Source organism: Nannocystis pusilla (genome assembly GCF_026626665.1).
Classification (GTDB): domain Bacteria; phylum Myxococcota_A; class Polyangia; order Nannocystales; family Nannocystaceae; genus Nannocystis; species Nannocystis pusilla.
In genome coordinates, this window is sequence record NZ_JAPNKE010000002.1 from 7,391,683 (window position 1) to 7,412,893 (window position 21,211).

General features: G+C 72.0%; 21 protein-coding genes and 1 pseudogene. 8 read left to right on the forward strand and 14 right to left on the reverse strand.

Features of this window, described 5'->3' with window-relative positions; genetic code table 11:
- Positions 1–61: 61 nt before the first annotated feature.
- From OV079_RS32505 to OV079_RS32535, 7 genes are all read right to left on the reverse strand, one after another.
- Positions 62–1,177 (reverse strand): DUF4215 domain-containing protein, encoded by a 1,116-nt coding sequence (locus tag OV079_RS32505; RefSeq protein WP_267773070.1) that lies wholly within the window; start codon positions 1,175–1,177, stop codon positions 62–64.
- A gap of 183 nt (positions 1,178–1,360) precedes the next feature.
- Positions 1,361–2,317, reverse strand: coding sequence for an AAA family ATPase (locus OV079_RS56400; protein WP_267773072.1), 957 nt, complete (start codon positions 2,315–2,317; stop codon positions 1,361–1,363).
- Entirely contained in the window at positions 2,233–2,880 is a 648-nt protein-coding gene (locus OV079_RS32515; protein ID WP_267773073.1) for a hypothetical protein, read from the reverse strand. Before OV079_RS32515 ends, OV079_RS56400 begins: the two co-directional genes overlap by 85 nt.
- 211 nt (positions 2,881–3,091) lie before the next feature.
- The gene (locus OV079_RS32520; protein ID WP_267773074.1) at positions 3,092–4,573 is read right to left on the reverse strand and encodes an esterase/lipase family protein; all 1,482 of its coding nucleotides are present in this window, start codon (positions 4,571–4,573) and stop codon (positions 3,092–3,094) included.
- Positions 4,574–4,583: 10 nt separating this feature from the next.
- Complete coding sequence (locus tag OV079_RS32525) at positions 4,584–5,411, reverse strand: hypothetical protein (protein ID WP_267773075.1); 828 nt, start codon at positions 5,409–5,411, stop codon at positions 4,584–4,586.
- A 9-nt stretch (positions 5,412–5,420) separates the two neighbouring features.
- Complete coding sequence (locus tag OV079_RS32530; RefSeq protein ID WP_267773076.1) at positions 5,421–6,056, reverse strand: peptidoglycan-binding domain-containing protein; 636 nt, start codon at positions 6,054–6,056, stop codon at positions 5,421–5,423.
- A 437-nt stretch (positions 6,057–6,493) separates the two neighbouring features.
- Entirely contained in the window at positions 6,494–7,165 is a 672-nt protein-coding gene (locus OV079_RS32535; protein ID WP_267773078.1) for a hypothetical protein, read from the reverse strand.
- On the opposite strand from OV079_RS32535, the gene OV079_RS32540 reads away from it, so the two are divergent.
- The gene (locus OV079_RS32540; RefSeq protein WP_267773079.1) at positions 7,154–9,397 is read left to right on the forward strand and encodes a type VI secretion system Vgr family protein; all 2,244 of its coding nucleotides are present in this window, start codon (positions 7,154–7,156) and stop codon (positions 9,395–9,397) included. The genes OV079_RS32535 and OV079_RS32540 overlap by 12 nt on opposite strands.
- Before the next feature lie 85 nt (positions 9,398–9,482).
- On the forward strand, positions 9,483–10,628 hold the full coding sequence (locus OV079_RS32545) for a hypothetical protein (RefSeq protein WP_267773080.1): 1,146 nt from the start codon (positions 9,483–9,485) through the stop codon (positions 10,626–10,628).
- 159 nt (positions 10,629–10,787) lie between these two features.
- Here OV079_RS32545 and OV079_RS32550 read toward each other — a convergent pair whose 3' ends face one another.
- From OV079_RS32550 to OV079_RS32560, 4 genes and pseudogenes are all read right to left on the reverse strand, one after another.
- Positions 10,788–11,846 (reverse strand): hemin-degrading factor, encoded by a 1,059-nt coding sequence (locus tag OV079_RS32550; RefSeq protein WP_267773081.1) that lies wholly within the window; start codon positions 11,844–11,846, stop codon positions 10,788–10,790.
- 39 nt (positions 11,847–11,885) lie between these two features.
- Positions 11,886–12,503 carry an HmuY family protein gene (locus OV079_RS58965; RefSeq protein ID WP_420829556.1) on the reverse strand — a complete coding sequence of 206 codons (618 nt, stop codon included), beginning with the start codon at positions 12,501–12,503 and terminating at the stop codon, positions 11,886–11,888.
- A 115-nt stretch (positions 12,504–12,618) separates the two neighbouring features.
- Positions 12,619–14,184, reverse strand: a pseudogene (locus OV079_RS32555) (TonB-dependent receptor plug domain-containing protein); the annotation flags it as partial.
- Positions 14,154–14,459 carry a hypothetical protein gene (locus tag OV079_RS32560; protein WP_267773083.1) on the reverse strand — a complete coding sequence of 102 codons (306 nt, stop codon included), beginning with the start codon at positions 14,457–14,459 and terminating at the stop codon, positions 14,154–14,156. The pseudogene OV079_RS32555 and the gene OV079_RS32560, both read right to left, overlap by 31 nt.
- A gap of 262 nt (positions 14,460–14,721) precedes the next feature.
- On the opposite strand from OV079_RS32560, the gene OV079_RS32565 reads away from it, so the two are divergent.
- From OV079_RS32565 to OV079_RS32580, 4 genes are all read left to right on the forward strand, one after another.
- Positions 14,722–15,060: a hypothetical protein gene (locus tag OV079_RS32565; protein ID WP_267773084.1), complete on the forward strand. Its 339-nt coding sequence runs from the start codon at positions 14,722–14,724 to the stop codon at positions 15,058–15,060.
- Positions 15,042–15,260, forward strand: coding sequence for a hypothetical protein (locus OV079_RS32570; RefSeq protein ID WP_267773085.1), 219 nt, complete (start codon positions 15,042–15,044; stop codon positions 15,258–15,260). The genes OV079_RS32565 and OV079_RS32570 overlap by 19 nt, the downstream gene beginning before the upstream one ends.
- A gap of 102 nt (positions 15,261–15,362) precedes the next feature.
- Positions 15,363–16,145 (forward strand): ATP-binding cassette domain-containing protein, encoded by a 783-nt coding sequence (locus OV079_RS32575; protein WP_267773086.1) that lies wholly within the window; start codon positions 15,363–15,365, stop codon positions 16,143–16,145.
- Positions 16,146–16,551: 406 nt separating this feature from the next.
- Positions 16,552–18,069, forward strand: a complete 1,518-nt coding sequence (locus OV079_RS32580) for an ABC transporter permease/substrate-binding protein (RefSeq protein WP_267773088.1) — start codon at positions 16,552–16,554, stop codon at positions 18,067–18,069.
- Positions 18,070–18,251: 182 nt separating this feature from the next.
- On the opposite strand, the gene OV079_RS32585 is transcribed toward OV079_RS32580, so the two are convergent.
- Positions 18,252–18,653, reverse strand: a complete 402-nt coding sequence (locus tag OV079_RS32585; RefSeq protein ID WP_267773089.1) for a hypothetical protein — start codon at positions 18,651–18,653, stop codon at positions 18,252–18,254.
- Positions 18,654–18,983: 330 nt separating this feature from the next.
- On the opposite strand from OV079_RS32585, the gene OV079_RS32590 reads away from it, so the two are divergent.
- Both OV079_RS32590 and OV079_RS32595 read left to right on the forward strand, forming a co-directional pair.
- Complete coding sequence (locus OV079_RS32590; protein WP_267773090.1) at positions 18,984–19,268, forward strand: hypothetical protein; 285 nt, start codon at positions 18,984–18,986, stop codon at positions 19,266–19,268.
- Positions 19,269–19,316: 48 nt separating this feature from the next.
- A complete protein-coding gene (locus OV079_RS32595; RefSeq protein ID WP_267773091.1) occupies positions 19,317–20,261 on the forward strand; it encodes a ribulose phosphate epimerase in 945 nt (314 codons plus the stop codon).
- Positions 20,262–20,372: 111 nt separating this feature from the next.
- On the opposite strand, the gene OV079_RS32600 is transcribed toward OV079_RS32595, so the two are convergent.
- A complete protein-coding gene (locus OV079_RS32600; protein WP_267773093.1) occupies positions 20,373–20,651 on the reverse strand; it encodes a hypothetical protein in 279 nt (92 codons plus the stop codon).
- A 33-nt stretch (positions 20,652–20,684) separates the two neighbouring features.
- On the reverse strand, positions 20,685–21,191 hold the full coding sequence (locus OV079_RS32605; RefSeq protein WP_267773094.1) for an MmcQ/YjbR family DNA-binding protein: 507 nt from the start codon (positions 21,189–21,191) through the stop codon (positions 20,685–20,687).
- Positions 21,192–21,211: the final 20 nt, after the last annotated feature.

Sequence of the window (21,211 nt, forward strand, 5' to 3'; positions counted from 1 at the left end):
TCGTACCGAAAAACTCGCCCGCGCGCGCCGCCGGGCCGGGGCTTCGGCGCGCGGACGCACTTCAGTCGGCGTGGAGCACCACGCGCTCCCAGTCCGCGCTGCCGTTCAAACCGAGGGTCGCCCCGCAGCGGTAGCCGCCGTTGATCGCCCCGCCGCCGCTGTGGAAGCACAGCCGCCGCTCCGGGTTGATGTCGCCGGTGTCGCAGCTGTTGCGGGAGATCGGGTCGCCCTCGACCGCGAAGCCCCACGAGAACGCGTCGCTGAAGTACCAGCCGCTCCCGTTGGCGTTGGTGGGCGTGTTGCTCTGGCCCGTGTCGGCCGTCACCTGCGCGCGCGGGGCGTGGGCCAGCAGCGCGTACGTCCCGCTGCCGCTCGGGCGGCACGCCAGCATCAGGTTGGCCTTCCCGCATTGTTGCAGGATCTGCGACACCGACGTGCCCGAGTGGGCGAACTGGTCGACGTAGCAGACCTCCCAGCCGACCAGCGACGCGCCCTGCACGTTCGTCTGCGGGCCGAACGCGGTGTACTTGTTGATCACCGTCTTCTTGCAGTCGGGCTCGCAGCCGTCGCCGGCGACCTGGTTGCCGTCCTCGCACTCCTCGACGCCGATCCACAGGATGCCGTCGCCGCACACCGCGTTCTTGCAGCTCGCGGTGCAGGCGTCGGTGTTCTCGGCGTTGGCGTCGTCGCACTCCTCGACGCCCATCATCACGATGCCGTCGCCGCAGCCGGCGAGGGCGCACTGGCTGGTGCAGGCGTCGGCGTCGTCGGCGTTGCCGTCGTCGCACGCCTCGAGGCCGACGTGGACGACCCCGTCGCCGCAGGTGGCGCCCGTGCACATGTTGGTGCAGTCGTCGCCGTCGTCGGCGTTGCCGTCGTCGCACTCCTCGGTGCCGGCCAGCACGAAGCCGTCGCCGCAGGCCGCGAACTTGCACGAGTTGGTGCACGAGTCGTTGTTGAGCACGTTGCCGTCGTCGCACAGCTCGCCGGGGTCGAGCTGACCGTCGCCGCACTTGGGGCCTTCGGTGGTGTTCTGGCTGCCGGTCGCGTCGGTCGCGTCGGTCGTCGAGGGGTCCTCCGCGGTCGTCGAGGTGCCGGTCGTCGTGGTCGTCGCGCTCGCCTCGGTGGTCGTCGCCTCGGTGGTCGTCGTCGCCGTCGGGCCCGAGGACTCGCTCACCAGGCCACCGGTGTCGAGCGCGCTCCCCTTCGCGCAACCTCCCGCCGCCGCCGCGCCGATCAGCAGCGCCCCAGCCGTGCCCTTCGCATGGCCCCACTAGACCATCGGCGCTCCGGCTTGACAACGTTCGTCGGCGCGCGCGGGGCGCGCAGGCGCGCAATCACATGTCCCCGGGGACAGCCGCTACCACAACCCGGCCGCGCGCAGCTGCTGCAGGGCCCGCTGCAGCACCTCCTCGGGCGGCCCGGCGCCGTCGATCTCCGCGGCGATCGCCGCGTGCTCGGGGCGCAGCGGCTGCCACGCGGCCCGCGCCTGCAGGTACACCGACACGTCGGCGTCCGAGACGTCGCCTGTCCTGCGGGACAGGCGCTCGCGGATCGTCGGATCGTCGGCGGTGACCACGAGGATCTGCGCCGGCACGCCGAGGTCGGCGGCCAGCTCGACGAACGGCGCGCGCTGCGAGTCCTGCTTGAAGTTGGCGTCGACGACCACGCGCTCGCCCTCGGACAGGCGGGCCTCGGTCAGCTCGCGGCAGACCGCGTAGGTGCGCTCGTTCCAGGCCGGCGTGTACACCGACGGGTCGGCCGGGGCCTCGCTGGGCAGGTTGGCGAGCTGCTTGCGGACCGCGTCGGAGCGGACCCACGAGAAGCCCTCGCCGGCCAGGGCGCGGGCCAGCGTCGACTTGCCGGTCCCGGGCAGGCCCATCACCAGCAGCAGGCACGGGGCCAGCGCGGGCGCTTGCAGCTCGCGCAGCGCCAGCAGCAGGTAGCGACGCGCGCGCGCCTGGGCCGCGCGCGCCTCGGCCTCGGGCACCTCCGGCTCGCGCGCCTTGAACGCCTCGACCTTGGCCCGCACCGTCGCGCGGTAGGCGACGTACAGCGGCAGCAGCGCGCGGCCCTCGCTCGCCTCGTCGTCGGGCGTGACCGCGAAGTAGCCCTCGACCAGCGCGTCGGCCAGGTCGCGCCGGCCGGCCTCGCGCAGGTCCATCACCAGGAACGCCAGGTCGGCCACCGGGTCGGCGCAGCGGAACTGCTCGCCGAACTCGATGCAGTCGATCACCACCAGGTCGTCCGGCCCCTCGCGCTCGGGGAACCAGTACACGTGCTCGAGCCGCAGGTCGCCGTGGGTGTCGCGCGGCACGTGCCGGCGCGCGCGCCGTCGATCGCCGCGTGCCCGCGCGCCAGCGCCTCCTCGGTGGCCCGCTCGACGCGCGTCAGCAGCTGCTCCGTCACCACCCCGAGCCCGGCCAGCTGCACGAAGTTCTGGCGGCAGTTGCCGGCCACCGCCGCGAACGTCGCCCACGCCGACACCGCCGGCCCGCGCCGCGCCCTGGCGTGGAAGCCGGCGATCGTCGCGCCGAGCCGCTGCATCAGGGCCGCGTCGGCCTCGCCGGCGGCCACGCGCGCGCCGAGCCGCGCCGCGTCCGGCAGCCGCCGCATGTGGACCACCCAGTCGATCACCTCGAGGTCGCCGCCCTCGTCGAGCTCGCGGCCGACCCGCACCTGCTCGTCGACCTGTACCACGGGCAATGTCCCAAAGTACACGTCGGGCGCCAGCCGGCGGTTGAGCTCCACCTCGAGCTGACAGAAGTGGCGGCGGCGCGACAGCGTCGAGTAGTCGAGGAACTCGAGGTCGACCGGCTTCTTCAGCTTGTAGACGTCGTCCTCGACCAGGAACACCACCGAGACGTGGGTCTGGACCACCTCGACCCGGACCCCCTCGGCGCGCCCGAAGCGCGGGGGTCCGAGAGGGCGGCGATCAGCGCGGTGAGCTCCATGGCGTGTTCGAAGGCTGCCACGGCCGGGCCCCGCCCGTCCATGCGCGAGTGTCACGATCGCGCCACGGTCGCGATCGCGTATCACCCGATGCCGGCGGCCTCCCGCGCGCGGCGCCTGCGCCCCCGACGCCGCGACGTCACGGCAACAGGCGCAGCGCCTCGATCCGCCGCGCCACCCGTTGATTGACGTCGGGCACGAAGCAGGTCGAGTGCTCGTGCGCCCCGACGTCCTCGGCGAGCGCGAGCCGCGGCGGCCCGGCCCCGGCCCACTGTCCGCTCACGCCGGCGTCGAGGCCCTGGGCGCTGACGATCGGCACCGTGCCGTCGCCGCCGCCGGCCACCGGCACCGCGCGGCGCCCGGTCGGCAGGTCCCAGCGGTACGCGGTCTCGGTCGGCATCCCCGCGGCGTACAGCATGAAGGTGCGCGGGTGCGCGTAGCCGGCCAGCATGCGGTGCAGCGCCTGCGCGCACCCGACCCCCGACCGCAGCGTCGCGCGGTAGGCGTCCCAGCGCCCGAGCGCCCGCGCGGCGCGGGCCCGGTCGGCGCGCAGCCGCATCTCGTGGAACTCGGGGAAGCGGCCGTTCCACTCGTCGTCGAGCTCGACGAGGCGCGCCTCCGCGGCCCGCGTCAACGCGTCGGGCGCGTCGCCGAAGCCCTCGCCCAGCAGCGTCTGCAGGTCGGCCACCGGCAGCTCGGGCACCACGCTGCGCGGCGAGCCGTCGAGGTACTGGCCGTAGATGCCGGCCGCGGGCACCACCTGTCCCGAAGGACCGGTGAGCCAGCCCTCGTAGACCTGGTTCGGCATCAGCTGCAGCGGCCCCTCGGTGCCGCTCATGATCATCGTGTAACCCCACCAGGTCCCGCCGAGGATGCCGGCGAAGATCTTGCCCTCGAGCCCGGTCGCCTTCTCGTTGCCGAGGCCCTCGACGAACCGGCGGTAGGCCACCACCGCGCCGTTGCACGGCTGGACCACGTGGACCACGCCCTTGACCAGGTTCGCGACCCCGCACCCGGCCGGCGCGCAGGCGTAGCGGGCCACCAGGCCGCCCATGCTGTGCGTCACCAGCAAGACCTTGTCGACGCCGTGCTTGTCGAGGACGTGGCGGATCCGCCGGGCCAGCAGGGTCGCGCCGTTGGAGACCGTGCGCCGCCAGTCGTAGCCGAACGCGTACACCGGGTGCTCGCCCGGGGCGTAGGCCCCGCTGTTGAACGCGACCTCGAGCGCCTTGAGGATCGCGTAGTAATAGCCCTGCGACACCCCGCCCCAGCCGCGCTGGCGGCCGTAGAAGCCGGGGTCGCCGTTCGGGTCGACGGCGCGCCAGATCTTCTCGAGGTCCTTGTCCCACGCGATCGGGTCGCTGAGGATCTCCGCCATCCCGGTGTGGACGCTGAGCAGCTCGGCGGCCCGCTCGGCCGAGCGCATCGACCAGCCGATCAAGTTCTTCTTGCTGTCGGGGTCCCACAGCTCGTTGTGCGCCGTGAGCCGCATGCGCGAGCCCATCACCCCCGGCACGAACACGATCGGCAGCGGCTTGCCGGAGCGCAGCGTGTTCTCCTTGCCCTGCTCGAAGATCCGCGCGGCCTCGATCTCGCGCACCGTCAGCTGGTCCTCCGCCATCCTCCCCTCCTCAGTGCCGCGCCACGCTGGCGACCATCGCCGAAAAGCCCGCGCCGCCGATCGTTTCGACCTCGCGCTCGACCACCACGAGCCGCAGCGACAGCCCCGGCGCCGCCGCCACCCGCGCGAACGTCGAGCCCAGCACCGTCCCGTACGGGTCGCAGCGGTCGAGCCGCCACTGGCCCCACGCCGCCTCCGCGCCGGCCAGCGCGGTGGTCCCGGCGCCGAGCGGGTGGACCACCAGCAGCTCGCCCGGGGCCGGCTCGCCCCACGCCTCGAACTCTGTCTCTCCGGGCATGTCCGAAGTGCCCTGGTCCAAGATACATGTCACCCGCTCGTCGGCGGTCGCGAACCGGTACACCCGCGGCGGCCGCAGCCAGGTCGGCAGGGCCAGCGGCACCCCGTGGGCCCGCCGCTCGGCCCAGCCCGGCGGCAGCGAGCCGCCGCCGACCGCCGCGACGAGCGCGAGGAACACGGTGTCGGCCCACTCGCGCGCGCTCTCGAAGCGCAGCGTCCACATCCGCCCGCGATCGTCGCGCAGCGCCGCCACCCACACGCCGCCGGCGATCTCCGGGTCGGTGATCGCCAGGGTGTGGGCCGGCCCGAGCCCGGTCATGACCTGTCCTTCGGGCCATCCCGGGTCGCCGCCCAGCGCCCGCGCGGCGCTCTTGCGGTTGGCCGCGATCAGGTCGGCCGGGCGCACGTCGGCCGGCAGTTCCTCGACCTCGATCGTCAAACGATCGGCCTCGCCGCCGCCGGCCTCCTCGAACACGTAGCCGGTGCGGTCGGCCAGGTCGTCGGGGACCTCCACTGCATACGGGTCACACAGGCGCAGCACGCGTCCTCCTCACATCCCGTAGAGCTCGCGCAGCTTGGCCTGCGTGGCCGCGTCGAGCTCGCCGGTCGCCGGCAGGCCCTCGCGCAGCTGCAGCCCCCACAGCGCCAGCGCGGTCGCGTCGTCGAGCTCGCCGCTGACGCGCCCGTGGTAAAAGCCGAGCTGGCCGAGCCGCGCCTGCGCCCCCGAGACCTCGCCCACCGGGTCGAGGTGCCCGAGGCGCAGCCGGTACATCCGCTTGCGCTCGGGGAACTCGACCACCGCCTCGGTCGCGTCGCTGCCGATCGCCTCGACCAGCCGACCGTCGCCGTCGGTCTTGCCCTCGCGGACAGGTTCTTCCATACCTGTCACAAAGAACCTGTACGAAGCGCCAGCCACCGGTTCGTCGCCCTCGACGAAGCGCAGCCGCACCTCCGCGGCCGCAGGCGCCAGCTTGAACTTGTGCGAGGCGCCGGTCGCCCGCGCCTCCCACCGGGCCGCCGGCTCCGGCACGAACAGCGCGTCGCCCGGCAGCAACGCGCTCGGGTCGCGGGCCCGCTCGCGCAGCGCCGCGTTGTTCGGGTGGTCCCAGACCTCCCGCCAGTCGACGCCCAGGCGCGCCGCGATGCTGCCGACGCACTCCCCCTGCGCCACCCGGTGACTCGCCATCGCCCCGCCACGGTATCCGCCCGGACCCGTCGGCGACAAGCCGGACCGCCGCCCGCGCGCCCGTGCACCTGGGCCCGCCCGCGCGAGCGCCTCCGCGCCCGGCGAAACCGCGCGATCCGCCGCCGAATCGGGAAATGTCTCCAAGGACATGTCCTTTGAGACATCTAACGAGACCACCGCCCCTCGGCCGACGGCTCCGCGGAGATCCTCATCTCCTCGCGTCGCCTGCAGCCAGCGGCCCGTGAAGACCTCCGCCGCCGCGACATAACGCGCTTCGCCCCCGCGGGCGGGCTCGCCACGGGCGATCGTCACGGGCCGCGCCCGCGGGCGTAACGCGCCCGCCTGCTCACAATCATCACTCGCGGCGCTCGTGCTCACATTCGCCGCTCGCCGGCCCGCTCGCCGTATCCGCGCTCGCCGTCCCCCGCTGCCCACAATCACTCGGCCGCGGACCACATGTTCGCGCCGCGCCGCGGGAAGGTGATCTTGCACGTCCCCGCGGGCAGGCCGCGCACGACCGCCTTGCCGTCGACGCCGAGCGAGCCGCGCAATTGTCTCCCGTCGGGCAGCTCGATCACGTAGGGCTCCCACGCCACCGCCGCGCCGTTCGCGTCGACCAGCTCGAGCCCGATCCAGTCGGTCTCGACCAGCTGCGTGTCGGCCTCTTCGGGCGTCCGTTCGGCGGCGCCGCGGCCCGCCTGACCGGACTCGCGCGCCGTCGCCTCGCGTTCGTGAGCCAGCTGCCCGCGCGTCAGCAGATCGACCAGCACGCGCCGCAGCCCGGCGCGCTCCAGCCGCGAAGCGTCGATCGCCGCGGTCGCGTACAGCAGCCCGCGCAACGCCGCGGCTGTGTCCGGTGTGAAGGCCAGCGCGTCGACCGTGCGCTCCGCGAGCTCGCGCGACACACCCACGCCGCGCCCGGCCGAGAACCACCACTGCTCGCCGAAGCGCCCTGCGATCGCCACCCGTCGCGCCACGCTCGCGAATCTACACCAGCCGCGTCGTGCCCGCCGCGATCGAGACCGCGCCGCGCTCTCGCGCGCCTCACTTCGGCTCGCCGGCCGCTCGCCCGCGTGCAACACTGCAGCCGCGCCGCGATGAACGACCACGCCTCGGACGACCGCAGCGGCCTGCTCGCTGCAACGCGCTACAGCTTCACGTGCAAGGGCACCCAGGGGGTCGTCTGGCACGTCCGCCGCTTCGACCTCGTCGAGTCGCTGTCCGAGCCGTACCGCCTGCGCCTCGAGATCCTCACCGACGATGTGTCCGTCGATCCGAGCCAGCTGCTCGGGGCCGAGTGCGACTTCTTCATCGAGCGCGACGTCGCGGCGCGGGCCGTCTACGGCGTCGTCGCCCGCATGCAGGAGCTCGGCGTCGTCACCGACCGCCTCGTCCTCGCCGTCGACATCGTGCCCGCGCTCGCGCTGCTCGGCCAGGTCGTCAACACCCGCTTCTTCCAGGAGCAGAGCGTCCCCGACATCCTCCGCCAGGTGCTCGAGCCCGGCCTCGAGCTCGAGGGTCGGCGCCTGCGCCTCGACCTCGACGCCGCCGCCTACGAGCCGCGCGAGTACTGCGTCCAGTTCCGCGAGACCGACCTCGAGTTCGCCGCGCGCCTCATGCAGGAGGAGGGCATCCTCTACTACTTCGAGCACCCGGTGAACGGCGGGCCCGAGGTCCTCGTGCTGGCCGGCGAGAGCGACCGCTGCAAGCCGCTGCCGCTCGAGGGCGGCCGCGACAAGATCGACTACCTCGCGCGCCAGACCGGCACCGCCCTGCGCCAGGCCGTCGACAGCCTCACCCCGACCTGGTCGCTGCGCACCACCTCGATCGCCCAGCGCGACTTCGACTGGCTGCACCCCAGCGATTCGCCGTACCAGCGCGAGCGGCGGTCGAAGGACCTCCGCGGCCGCGACCGCGAGGTGTTCGACCACGACGATGCGGCTCCACCGCGACGACGGCGTCAAGCGGGCCAAGCGCAAGCTCGAGCAGCAGACCGCCCAGACCCGCGTGTACTGGGGACAGGTGACGTCACCGAGCTGACGCCCGGCTACACCTTCCCGCTGGTCGGCCACCCGCAGGCGCAGCTCGACCGCGAGTACCTGCTCGTGCGCGTGCGCCACCGCGGCGCCGCGCCCGAAGAGGACATGTACGCGAGCACGCGCGGCGAGACCCGCTACGACAACGAGTTCGAGGCGATCCCCGCCGACGTGCCGTGGCGGCCGGAGCCGACGCTGACGCGGCCGCGGGCGCACGGTCCGCAGACCGCGATCGTCGTCGGCCCGGCCGGCGAAGAGGTCCACACCGACGAGCACGGGCGGATCAAGGTCCACTTCCACTGGGACCGGATCTCCCCGTTCGACGACACGGCTTCGTGCTGGATCCGCGTCGCCCAGAAGTGGGCCGGCCCGTCCTGGGGCTCGGTCTTCATCCCGCGCGTCGGCATGGAGGTCCTGGTCGAATTCCTCGACGGCGACCCCGACCGCCCGGTCGTCACCGGTTGCGTCTACAACGGTCAGAACCGGCCGCCCTACGACCTGCCGCTCGAGAAGACCAAGAGCACGATCAAGTCCGACTCCAGCCCGGGCGGCGGAGGTTCGAACGAGATCCGCTTCGAGGACGCGGCCGGGGCCGAGGAGATCTTCATCCACGGCCAGCAGGACATGAACACCGACGTCATCCGCGACACCACGCGCAAGAGCGGGCGCGACGACTCGAGCAACGTCGGCCGCCACCAGAAGGACGACGTCGGCGTCGACCGCACCGCCAGCGTCGGCAACAACGAGACCATGACCGTCGGGGTCGACCAGTCGCTCACCGTCGGCAACAACCAGACGATCTCGGTCGGCACCAATCAGACCCTCACCGTCGGGTCGATGCAGAACGAGTTTGTCGGCGCCAACCAGACGATCTCGGTCGGCGCCAATCAATCGTCGACCATCGGCGCCAATCAATCGACCACCGTCGGCGGCAGCATGACCCTCAGCGTGTCCGGGGCCATGAGCGTCACCGGCGGCGGCAGCAGCACCACCACCGTCGGCGGCAGCACCACCACCGTGGGTGCGAGCAGCACCACCAACATCGGCGGCAGCAGCACCACCAACGTCGGCGGCGCGACCACCATGACCTTCTCCGCCTCGCACGACCTCAACGTCGGCGCCGCGCGGACCACCAACATCGGCGGCGGCGACACGCTCAACGTCGCCGGCGCCCTGTCGATCACCGCCGCCTCGATCACCCTGTCCGCCGGCGGCTCGACCGTCGAGATCGGACCTGGTGGTATCACGATCTCCGCCGGGGCGATCGTCTCGATCACCGGCGCCACGGTCAACGTCAACACCTGACGCGGCCCGGTTTGCGCGGCCGCAGGTCGGCGCGTATCGTTGCCGCATGTCATTTTAAAGGGCGAGGCGCTATTTTTTCATAGGTATGGGTGGCTTATTTGCGTGCGATCCGCAGGGCGGCGGCACGACTGCGACGGCCGGTGAGACCGCGGCCTCGACGGCCGGTGAGACCGAGCCCTCGACGGGCGAGGCCTCGACCGACGGTGCGACCGACGGGCCCACGACGGGCAGCAGCGAGGCCTCGACCGGCGCGCCCACGACGAGCGGCGGGGCCGGCGAGGAGCTCGGCTGCGCCGACGTGCGGTGGGCCTACGACGTCGCCAAGTTCCACGAGGTCGGGGACCTGGCCGTCGATTCGCGCGGACACGTGCGCGCGACCGTGCCCGGCGCCGAGGCGTTCCGCGTGCTCGACCTCGACGAGAACGGCGTCGAGGTCGGCGCGCTCGAGGTCGCGTCTGCGGGCAACTCCGTCCGCTGGGGCGGCATCGACGGCGAGGACAACGTGGTGCTGCAGGTGCAGGAGAACGGCCCGCAGTGGCCGCGCGACTGGGTCCGCAAGTACGCGCTCGACGGCTCCCTGCTGTGGGAGGTCGAGTTCGCGTCGGCGAGCGACGGGTTTGTGATCGGCACGCCGGTCCCCGGCCCCGACTGTTCGGTCCTCGTCACGCGCTCGGCGTCGCTGCACAAGCTCGACGCCGATGGTTCCGTGGTCTGGGAGCAGCCCAACCCCGACTTCATGCAGCCCTTCGTGGTCAACGCGGCCGGCGTCAGCGTCGGCTCGCTGGTGTCGACCAAGTGGGTGCGCACGCTCGGGCCCGACGGCGCGCTGCTGTGGGAGGTCGAGTGGGGTCAGGAGGCGTTCGACGATCGCACCTTCGCAGTGGACGGCGCCGGCGGGGTCGTCGTCGGCGAGCAGCACCACGCCCTGGCCCGATTCGCGAGCGACGGCACGCTCGCGTGGGAGAAGAGCCGCACGGAGCTCGGGCGCCCGATCGACGCGATCGCCATGAACGAGGCCGGGGAGCTGGCCGTGCTCGGGAGGCCGGACGAGGGGCCCCCGGAGGTGTTGCGCCTCGGCCCCGACGGCGCCGAGGTCGGCCGCCGCGCCTGCGCCCAGCTCACCAGCCAAAAGGTGGCGATCGACGCGGCCGGCCGCGTGACGGTGGCCGGCTACGAATTCATCTCGGAAAACGGTCAGTTCGACTGGTGGGTGGTCGCGTTCGCCGAGTGACATGTCCCCGGTGACATGTTTTTGAAGACATGCTCGGAGGACGCGGTCGGCCGCCGGCTCGACTGACATGTCCCCCGCGACATGCTTTAAGCATGCTCCGAACGACGCACCCGCGAACGGCGGCGGACGCGCAGTGCTCCACCACACCGAACATGTCCCTCAGGACATGTCCGAAGGCGCCTGCAGCGTGCTCAGCAGCTCGCGCCAGGCGGGCAGCTCGGGGCGGCCGGGTTTGCGCTCGCCGAACAGCAGGGCGATGTTGTCGCCCTGGGCGTCGAACAGCTCGAGCGAGGTGACCACGCCGTCGTCGGTCGGCTTGTCGACGACGAAGGCGCGGGCGACGTGGTCGCGGCGCAGGTGCAGGTTGAAGCCAGGGTCGAGGACGTTGATCCACGGGCCCATGGGCACGATCTTGCGCACGGGGCCGGTGTGGATCTGGATGCACCCGGGATTACCGACGAAGATCATGATCGGCAGCTCGCTGGCCGCCGCGGCGTTCAGAATCTGGTCGATGCTGTCCGTGTCGACCGGGCGGACGAAGCCCGCGGGGGCGAGGCGCATCGCCTGCAGGCGCGACACGCCGTGCTTGCGCAGCAGGCCGAAGAACTCGTGGGTGTCGCGCAGGTCCCGCCAACCGGCCTGAAGCGCGGCGACGTCGATCTCCGCGTCGGGCGTGTCTGCCTTGCGAGCCGGCCGCGGGGTCAGCTGAATCGCCGGCCCCTGGTCCTCCGCGCGGAAGATGTCGACCAGCATGCGGTACTCGGCCAGCTCGGTCTTCTCCTTCGAGTAGACCTTGTGGACGGCGTCGCCGTGGGCGTCGAAGAAGTGCAGGCTCTGCTTGCCGTCCTCGTCGACCGCGAACCCGTGGGCCCACTTGGACAGGAAGATCCGCAGGTCGATCGGGCCCTCGGCCGCGTGCACGATCCCGTGCGGCCCCGAGATCTCGGGCTCGGTGTACTCGCCGATCTTCTCGTGCACGGCGCTCTCGTTGCGGGTCAGGGCCATGACCTCGCCGAGCAGCGGCAGCCGGCGCAGGATGGCCGGCCAGTCGTCGACGAGGCGGATCGTGGTGGTGCCGCACTCGGTCGCGCGCAGCTCGGCCTCGCTGACGCCGAGGCGGGCCGCGGCGTCGCGGATCCGCAGCTTCGGCTCGCTTTCGCGGAGGTCACGCCAGGCGTGGGCGAGGGTGGTCGAGGGGGTCTGGGTGGCAGGTTGCATGGCGAGTCCGTCGCAGGCTGTCGGAGTTATGGATCGGGTTCACGCGGCGGGCAGCGCGGCCCAGCGGAAGCTGACGTACCCGGGGGTGCCGGCCTCGTCGTAGAAGCCGAGCATCTCGAGCTTGTAGTGATTGCCCTCGGGCGTGCGGACCACGTACACGCGGTCGGCCTTGGGCGCGAGGGTGTGGTCCATGATGTTGTAGTCGAACCAGTTGTCGAAGGCGTAGCCGGGTTCGACGTTGGCCATCTCGCCGCCGGTGCCGGGGCCCTGGGCGTCGTCGCTGATCCAGCCTTCGGTCGGCACGGCGGTGACGGCCTCGAAAGTCGTGCCGTCGAGGATCGCCACCTCGACCCCGCCCTTGCCCGAGGTGCCGCCGTTCGACTTGACGTTGAAGCGCAGCGCCGCGAGGTCCCACACCTCGTCGTCGGCGGGGTCGGCGGGCTCGACGTTGCCCTTCGACTCGAAGTCGAAGTAAGTCCACGCCTCCTCGCGGGTCGAGTCGATGACCGACTCGTAGCTGCCGTCGCCGAGGTCCTCGGTGACGACGGGGCCGTCGGTCGGCAGCTCGTCGCCGTCGGTCGTGTCGGCGGGCGAGCTCTCGGTGCAGGCGGGCAGGAAGGCGGCGAGCGTCAGGCTGAGCAGCAGGGGGCGGGTCATGGCTTACGTGTCCTTTGGGCAGGTCGGTGCGGATCCGGGCCGAGATCCCGCCGTAGAACAGGCGGGGAACGAGCGGCAAGTAGGCGGCGTCGCCGGCGTCGAGCAGGTTGTCGACGCCGGCGAAGAAGGTGAGCTTGCCGCCGAGGATGTCCTGGGCGACGCGCAGGTCGACGTTGGCGTACGGCGCCACGCGCAGCGGCTCCTCGACGCCGTCGCCGTCGTTGTCGGCGTAATAGAACTGCTTGCCGAACACCGCGGCGCGGACCTGGGCCGAGGTGCCCCAGCTCGGGTGCTTCCAGCGCAGGCGCGCGCTCGAGTGGTGCGCCGGCCGCCCGGGCAAGCGCCGCCCCAGCTCGAGGTCGCGGGCGTCGGTGAAGGTGTAGCTGACCTCGGCGTCGATCACGTCGGTGAACTTGATCGCCAGCGCCGCCTCGACGCCCTGGCTGCGCGCGGCGCCGACGTTGATGTACTGGAAGGCGTTGTCGGAGCCGAGCATCAGGGTGGTCGCGTCGAGGGCGATCAGGTCCTTGAGTCGGTGGTGGAAGTAGTCGAGGGTGAGGGTGCGGCCGGGGGAGATCCGCCAGGCCACGCCGGCGGTGGCGCTGCGCGCCTTCTCGGCCTTGAGGTCGGGGTTGCCGGCGACGCGGTAGCCGGCGGCCGGGTTGGCGAAGGCGAGGTAGAGCTCGCGGAAGGCCGGGGCGCGAAAGCCGAGGCCGGCGCTGGCGCGCAGCGTGAGGCTCTCCGCCGGGTCGACGCGGACCGCCAGGCGCGGCGAGCCGTAGCCGCCGAACTGCGAGTCGAGGTCGAGGCGCGCGCCGGGGACGACGATGACGAGCGGCTTGAGGGCGACCTTCCACTCGTCCTGGGCGTAGAGCGCGAACCGCTGGCGGTCCGACGAGGCGGTGGCGAGCCGCGGGGTCGAGAGGTACTCGAGCTGGGTCTCGATGCCGGCGCTGAACAGGTGCCGGCCGGCGATCATATGATCATACTGCGCGCCGAGCTGGCCGAGCGTGTCCTTGGTGCGCTGGGCCTGATCGAGGGCGTTCGACTTGCGCTGATCGAGGACGTAGTGATCGTCGAAGTATGCGAGGTGGGCGACGAGCCGCAGCCGCGCCGGCGCGGACCAGGTGATCTCGGGGATGAAGCTGACCGACGCGGTCTGGGTCAGGTTGCTGCGATCGAAGACCGCGCCGGCGGCGTTGCTGTCGACGCCGTGGAGGTCGCGCCGCTGGAAGTCGGCGGTGAGGCCGAGGTTCACGTCGCGGCGCACGCGGAACTCGGTCCGCTGCGAGGCGTTGAAGGCGTGGCCGGCGTTGCCGGTGGTCGACGGGGTGCTGCGGTCGCGGTCGAAGCCGGCGGTGTAGTGCCAGCCGCCGCTCCAGCGGGTGCTCCAGCGCCCGCGCGCGCCGCCGATCGTGGTGCTGAGGTCGGAGGTGTGGAAGCTGCCGTAGCGGGCCCGCGCGTCGAGCTCGAGCTTCCGCGACGCCCGCCGCGTGATGATGTTGATGACGCCGGCGATCGCGTCGGCGCCGTACAGCGAGCTGCCCGGCCCCTTGACGATCTCGACCTGGGCGATGTCCTCGGCCGGAAAGCGCGCGAGGTCGATGACGCCGCCGACCCTGCCCGTCGCCCGCTGGCCGTCGATCAAGATCAGCACGTACTTGGCGTCGAGGCCCTGCATCTGGATCCCGACCCCCCGGCCCCCGCGAAGCTGCGCAAGATCTGGAGGCCCGGCTGCTCCTCGAGGATGCCCGCCAGCGACTCCGCCCCCGAGGCCTCGATCGCCGCGCGGTCGACCACCCGCGTCGAGACGGCGACGTCGCCGATCGCCTGCTCGGTCCGCGCCGAGGTCACGACGACGGTCTTGGTCTCCTTCGGCGGCCGCACGTCAGGCCGCCGCTCGCGGCGCGGCGGGGCGCCGTGAACGGGGGTCGCAAAGGTCGCGGTCAGCAGCATGGCGAGGAGCAGCAGCGCCGATGGAAATTGAAAACTGATTTCAAATTGATCGACAGCCGCGCCGATGGCGTCAAGAGCGCGCGCCGTGATGTTTCTCAGCATTGAAAATCATTATCATTTGAGAGAAGAACGGCCGCGTGGCCGGAGACGCGGCGACGCAGTCGGGAGCGCGCTGGGAACGGGGCTTCGTGCTCAGCCTGGCCGGGCTCTTGCTGGTGGTGCCACCGATCGTGCGCGAGCTCTATCCTTCTCGCTGCCGTCGATGTTCTCGCGGGCGATCGAGCGGCTGGCGGTCTACGAGGCGAAGGATCCGCGCGGAGCGCCGGTGCCGCTGGAGCGCCTGCGCCTGCACGTCCCGGAGTGGCACGACCCGCCCGTTCGCACGCTCGGCCGCGCGGGCTACGGCCGCAAGAAGCCGGCCAGCGCGCACGTGCTCGGCGAGGTGGCCAGCGCGGCCGAGGTCCAGCGCGCGGTCCGCTGGGCCCTGCGCCGCGACCCGTCGCTGCCGGCAGCCGTGACCGTGACGCAGACGGTGCTCGGCCGCGGCGACGACGGGGCGGTGACGGTGCTGTCGCGCGCGGAGTGGACGATCGCGCGCTGAGGGGCCGGACGAGCTTCGACTTCGGGACATGTCTTATAAAACATGTCTCGAGGGACACGCTGTCCGCCCAATCGTCGGCCGCGTCTACGTGTTCGCCGGGGGGCGCGGCGATCGTGGCCTGGGCGAGCTGGCTCCTCGCGGTCGTGCCGGTCGAGCGCGACCTGCGGCGCGAGTCGGCCCAGGCACCGACGCCCGCCTGAGAGCTCGCGCGAGCTGCCGAGGCCGGTCGACGGTCACGCTGGCGAGCGCGCGCAGGCGCGGTATATGTTTGAACAGAGCGTGCGACCCGGAGCGACAGGAGCGTGAGCGCGACGCCGATGATCGCGCTGGAACAGGTCCGCAAGACCTACGGCGCCGTGACGGCGATCGCCGACGTCTCGCTCGAGGTGGCCGAGGGCGAGCTGCTGGTGCTGCTCGGCGGCTCCGGCTCGGGCAAGACGACCGCGCTCAAGACGATCAACCGCCTGGTCGAGCCGACGTCGGGTCGCGTGTGCGTGGCCGGCGAGGACGTGCGCGCGCTGCCGGGGCCGCTGCTGCGCCGCCGGGTGGGCTACGTGTTCCAGCGCCTGGGGCTGTTCCCGCACATGACCGTGGCGGAGAACATCGGCGTGACGCCGTCGCTGCTCGGTTGGCCCCGCTCGCAGATCGATGCGCGCGTCGACGAGCTGCTGGCCATGGTGGAGCTCGACCCGGCGGTGTTCCGCGAGCGCGAGCCGGCGGCCCTGTCCGGCGGCCAGGCGCAGCGCGTGGCGGTCGCGCGGGCGCTGGCCGCCGAGCCGCGGGTGATGCTGCTCGACGAGCCGTTCGGCGCGCTCGACCCCCGCACGCGCGGGCTCCTGCAGACGGCGTTGATGAACCTCCGCGCGCGGCTCGGCCTGACGATCGTGTTCGTGACGCACGACGTGGTCGAGGCGCTGCTGCTCGGCGACCGCATCGCGGTGATGCGCGCCGGCCGGGTGGTGCAGGTCGGCAGCGGCCGCGAGCTGGCCCATACGCCAGCCGACGCGGAGGTGCGCGCGCTGCTGACCGAGCCGCTCGAGCAGGCCGCGGCGGCCCGGGCCCGCCTGCTGGCGGAGGCGCCGTGAAGCGCTGGATTTCTCCATGGCCGGCGCGAGCCCGGAGCGGCTCGCAGTCGCGGCTCGCAGGACGGACCGCGGAGGAACGGTCTCGTGAATCGTCATCGCCGGGCCGGCGCCGCGGAAGTCGGGCGAGCCAGGCACGGTCATGCGATTCGGCCGCCCCGCGGCCGCGCCGCGCCCAATGCCTATACCAGGCCGCGCGAGTCGAGTCAGGACCCCGTGATTCGCCCTCGCCGTCGCATCGCACACAATGGCCACACCATCCATGGCCCTGCGATTCGGCTCTGCCGCGGCTGCGTCGCGCACGATGGCCAATCCAGGCCGTGCGAACCGAGGGTGAGTCCCATGATTCGCCCTCGCCCGCGCTGCGTCGCGTCCGATGGCCGCGTCTCACAAAAACCGCGGAGGCGCGGTGAACGAGCTGCTGCCGACCCTGCCCGGCTACGCGGCGGCGCACCTGCAGCTCAGCCTGGTCGCGCTGCTGGCCGGCGTGCTCGTCAGCGTGCCGCTGGGGATCTGGGCCTCGCGGCACCCGCGAGCGGCGCGGCCGGTGCTGGCCGTGGCGAGCGCCTTGCAGACGGTGCCGAGCCTGGCGCTGTTGGCGTTCATGGTCCCGGCGTTGGCGGCAGTCGGGGCGCCGAGCATCGGCTGGTTGCCGGCGGCGCTCGGGCTGTTCGTGTACAGCCTGCTGCCGATCTTGCACAACACCGCGGTCGGCCTGGCGACGATCGACGCGTCGCTCCTCGAGGCCGCTGACGGCGTCGGCATGACCCCGCGCGAGCGCCTGCGCCGGGTCGAGCTGCCGCTGGCGCTGCCGGTGATCCTCGCCGGCATCCGCACCGCCGCGGTGTGGACCGTCGGCACCGCGACTCTGGCCACGCCGGTCGGCGCCAGGAGCCTCGGCTACTACATCTTCGGCGGGCTGCAGACCCGCAACTACGCGGCGATCCTGCTCGGCTGCGCGGCCGCGGCGGCGCTGGCGTTGCTGCTCGACGCGCTCGTCGGCCTGCTCGAGCGCGGCGTCCGCCGGCGCCGTCGCGGCCTGGTCCGGGCCGGGGCGCTCGGGCTGCTGGCGCTCGCGCTCGCGGCCTCGCTGCCGCCGCTCCTCGGCCTGCTGCGCGCCGAGGCCCGGCCGCTGGTGGTCGGCGCCAAACCCTTCACCGAGCAGTACGTGCTGAGCCGGATCGTCGCCGGCCAGCTCGAGCGCGTAGCCGCCACGCCGACGACCACCCTCGAGTCGCTCGGCTCGACCGTGGTGTTCGACGGCCTGCGCAGCGGCGAGATCGACGTCTATGTCGATTACGTCGGCACCCTGCGCGCGGTGCTGCTCGGGCGCACCGACGCGCCCGGCTCGCGCGCGGAGGCGTTGGAAGAAGTCCGCGAGGCGCTGGCCCGCGACGGGATGACGGTCGCCGCGGCGCTGGGTTTTGAAAACACTTACGTACTCGCGCTGCCGCGCGCCCAGGCCGAGGCGCTCGGGCTGGCGCGGATCGGCGACCTCGCGGGCCACGCCGCGGGCTGGACGATCGGCGGCGACTACGAGCTGTTCCACCGCCCCGAGTGGCAGGGGCTCACGGCGACCTACGGCCTGCGGTTCGCCGAGCAGCGCAGCATGGACCCGTCCCTGCTGTACGAGGCGGCCCGCACCGGCGAGGTGCAGGTGATCGCGGCCTACTCGACCGACGGCCGGCTCGACGCCTACGACCTGACGCCGCTGGTCGACGACCGCGCCGCGCTGCCGCCCTACGACGCGCTGGTGCTCGCCGGACCCCGCCTCGTCGCCGACCACCCGGACGCGCTGACCGCCCTGCAGGCGCTGGCCGGGCGCATCGACGCGGCCGCGATGCGGCGCATGAACGCGGCCGTCGACCGCGACGGCCAGTCCCCGGCCGCCGTCGCCGCCGCGTTCCTCGCCGAGCTGGCGCAGTGACTCCGGCATGACATGACCATTAAAACAGGTCATCCCGTTGGTGTAACGCGCACGCCAATGCGCGACTTCGCTCTCGAATACTTCCTTAACTAACCAAAGTTTTATATCTTTTGAAATTTTAATCGGATAGTATGCCGGAATGATGAGTTTGAGCGTTCTCCGCAGCGCCGTCCCATCCCACCTCACGCCTCCTGCGAACGCCCGCTCGACATGTCTTTCAAGACATGTCTTTCAAACATATCTCGTGGGACATGCCTCGTCCTCGCGTGGCTGAGCTTGATCGGCTGCACCGCGCGCCCCTTCGACTCCGACACCAGCGCCACCGAGATCGACGGCCCCGGCAGCGACACGCTCGGCACGACATCGGCGCCCGGCACCACCACGACCTCGACCTCGACCTCGGCCACCCCGAGCCCGACCAGCGGCCCGGGCGACGACCCGGTCGTCACCTCGACGAGCACCGGCTTCGACCCGTCGAGCACGAGCAGCGACTCCGCGGGCTTCATCATGCCGCCCGACGGCGGCGGTGCCAGCGAGGAATGCGACCAGTGGGTCCAGAACTGTCCCGAAGGCCAGAAGTGCAACGCCTACTCGGGCGACGGCGACTTCGCGTGGGAGAGCCTCAAGTGCGTCGACGTGGTGCCCGACCCCGACGGCCTGTACGAGCCGTGCGAAGTGTTCGGCTCGGCGGTCAGCGGCGAGGACAGCTGCGACGTGGGCCTCATGTGCTGGGACGTGGTCGACGGCCAGGGCACCTGCGTCGCCTATTGCACCGGCAGCCCCGACCAGCCCGGCTGCGCCGATCCAAACGCGTCCTGCGTCCTCAGCTCCGAGGGCGTGATCACCCTGTGCCTGCCGGATGCGACCCGCTGCAACAGGACTGCCCAGACGACGACGTGTGCGTCCCGAACCCCGTGGATCCCGGCGCCTTCCTCTGCATCTTCGACGCCAGCGGCGAAGAGGGTCAGGTGTTCGATCCGTGCGAGTATGTCAACACATGCGACTCCGGCCTCTACTGCGTGCAGCCGAAGCTGGCCGGCGAGTGCGACCCCCAGGCCCTCGGCTGCTGCCTGCCGTTCTGCGACACCTCGCTGGCGAACACCTGCCCGGGCCAGGGCCAGGAGTGCCTGTCGTGGTGGGGCGAAGATCCGCCGAAGCCCGGGCTCGAGAAGCTCGGCCTGTGCGGCCTGCCCCAGTGAGCATGTTTGGTCCTTTTTGAGGAAAACATGTCTTTTGAGACATTGATCATGTCGCTCCGTGCTCTCCCGCTCCTCCTCCTCGTCGCCTGCGTCCTGCGCCCGACTGGCGATGAGCAGACGACCGAGACCGGCGGCACCTCCGCGGCCGCGACGACCACGGGCGACGGCGCGACCACGGTCCCCGCTCCGGTCACGAGCAGCACGACGGCGCCGCCGCTGCCGACCACCACGGGCCCGTCGCCGACCGGCGAGCCCGACACCTCCGCGTCCGCCGGCGACGACACGGGCGCGACGTTTCTCCTGCCGTTCGACCAGCCTCTGCCCGGCTGCGATCCGTGGATCGAGGACTGCCCCCCGGGCGAGAAGTGCATGCCGTACGCGAGCGACGGCGGCAGCTCGTGGCAAGACACCAAGTGCTCCCCGATCGCGCCGAACCCCGCGGGCGTCGGCGAACCGTGCCAGGCGATCGGCTCCTGGACCAGCGGCGAGGACACGTGCGCCAAGCACTCGATGTGCTGGCCCGACGAGTCCGACGACCTCGAGGGCACGTGCGTCGCCTTCTGCGACGGCTCACCGGAAGCGCCGTCGTGCGCGCCGCCGAAGACCACCTGCCACGTGTCCGGCTCCGGCGTGCTGCTCCTGTGCTTGCCGATGTGCGACCCCCTCTTGCAAGACTGCCCGGGCGGCGAACTGTGCCTCCCCGACGCGAACCCTCCGGGCGGCTTCATCTGCGTCCCCGACGCCAGGGAGGAGCGCCAGGTGTTCGACCCGTGCGAGTTCATCAACGACTGCGCCCCCGGCCTCTTCTGTGTGCTGCCAGGGCTGGCGAGCGAGTGCGACCCGGACCAGGAAGGCTGCTGCCTGCCGGTCTGCGACCTGAACGCGCCGAACATCTGCCCCGGCGCGGACCAGGAGTGCCTGCCCTGGCCCGGGGAGGGCCAGGCGGCGCCGGGCTTCGAGCACGTGGGCATCTGCGGCCTGCCGATGCCGTGAGGCCGTGAATATCAATATGTCCGAAGGGACATACTCAGGAGCGACGACGCCGCGAGACGGCGCCCGGCCCCCCGAGAGGGGTCTTCAAGGACATATCTCACACACGCAGGGTCAGCCGCGCCGCCTCGCGGCCTTCTTGGCTCCGGCCTTCTTCGCGGGTGCGGGCTCCTTCGCGGTGGCGCCCGCCTTCTTCCCCCCGACCTTCTTCGCGCGGGCGGGCTCCTTCGCGGGGGCGCCGGCCTTCTTCGCAGAAGTGGGCTCCTTCGCGGTTGTGCCCGCCTGCTTCGCCCCGGCCTTTCTCGTCGCCGCCTTCTTCCCCCCGACCGTCTTCGCGGGGGCCATCGCGGTTGCGCCTGCCTTCTTCCCCCCGACCTTCTTCGCGGGGGCCATCGCGGTTGCGCCTGCCTTTTCCCCCGGCCTTCTTCACGCGGTCGAGCTCCTTCGCGGTTGCGCCCGCCTGCTTCGCCTCCGCAGCCTTCTTCCCCCGCGCCCCATACCTGCCCCTTCGGCCATGCCCTTACGCCCAGGTCCTTTCGCACCTGTCGCAGAAGACATGCCCTTCGGGCCACCCGGCTCTACCAGCGCCGACAGCTTCTTCGGCGCCACCGCGCGGTAGCTCTCCTCGAGCCACTCCGCCAGCAGCGAGATCGGCAGCGCCGCGTCCTTCGGAAAACTCGCCGTCACCCAGCCGCTCTTCCCCAGCCCGTAGCCGGTCGGCGACGCGAACGGAAGCAGCAGCGCCGCGCCGTGCGAGGCCGGCAGCTTCATCGACAGCGTCAGCGTGTCGCCCTCGCCGCCCATGAACAGGAACGCCTTGCCGCCGACCTTCACGGCCGTGTGGCCCCACGGGAACTCCTCGACCGTCTGGGGATACGCGAGCGCCAGCGCCCGCACCTGCTCCGCCCCGGCTCCGACCGCTTGCTTCGTCATGATCGCCTCGCGCGCGTTTT

Excerpts from the sequence above, each read along its gene's own strand:
- OV079_RS32545 (WP_267773080.1), top strand. The coding sequence starts at position 9,483 with ATGGGTGGCTTATTTGCGTGCGATCCGCAGGGCGGCGGCACGACTGCG.
- OV079_RS32520 (WP_267773074.1), bottom strand. The coding sequence starts at position 4,573 with ATGGCGGAGGACCAGCTGACGGTGCGCGAGATCGAGGCCGCGCGGATC.
- OV079_RS32605 (WP_267773094.1), bottom strand. The coding sequence starts at position 21,191 with ATGACGAAGCAAGCGGTCGGAGCCGGGGCGGAGCAGGTGCGGGCGCTG.
- OV079_RS32565 (WP_267773084.1), top strand. The coding sequence starts at position 14,722 with ATGTTCTCGCGGGCGATCGAGCGGCTGGCGGTCTACGAGGCGAAGGAT.
- OV079_RS32530 (WP_267773076.1), bottom strand. The coding sequence starts at position 6,056 with ATGGCGAGTCACCGGGTGGCGCAGGGGGAGTGCGTCGGCAGCATCGCG.
- OV079_RS32540 (WP_267773079.1), top strand. The coding sequence starts at position 7,154 with ATGAACGACCACGCCTCGGACGACCGCAGCGGCCTGCTCGCTGCAACG.
- OV079_RS32600 (WP_267773093.1), bottom strand. The coding sequence starts at position 20,651 with ATGGCCCCCGCGAAGAAGGTCGGGGGGAAGAAGGCAGGCGCAACCGCG.
- OV079_RS32595 (WP_267773091.1), top strand. The coding sequence starts at position 19,317 with ATGTCGCTCCGTGCTCTCCCGCTCCTCCTCCTCGTCGCCTGCGTCCTG.
- OV079_RS58965 (WP_420829556.1), bottom strand. The coding sequence starts at position 12,503 with ATGACCCGCCCCCTGCTGCTCAGCCTGACGCTCGCCGCCTTCCTGCCC.
- OV079_RS32550 (WP_267773081.1), bottom strand. The coding sequence starts at position 11,846 with ATGCAACCTGCCACCCAGACCCCCTCGACCACCCTCGCCCACGCCTGG.
- OV079_RS32560 (WP_267773083.1), bottom strand. The coding sequence starts at position 14,459 with ATGCTGCTGACCGCGACCTTTGCGACCCCCGTTCACGGCGCCCCGCCG.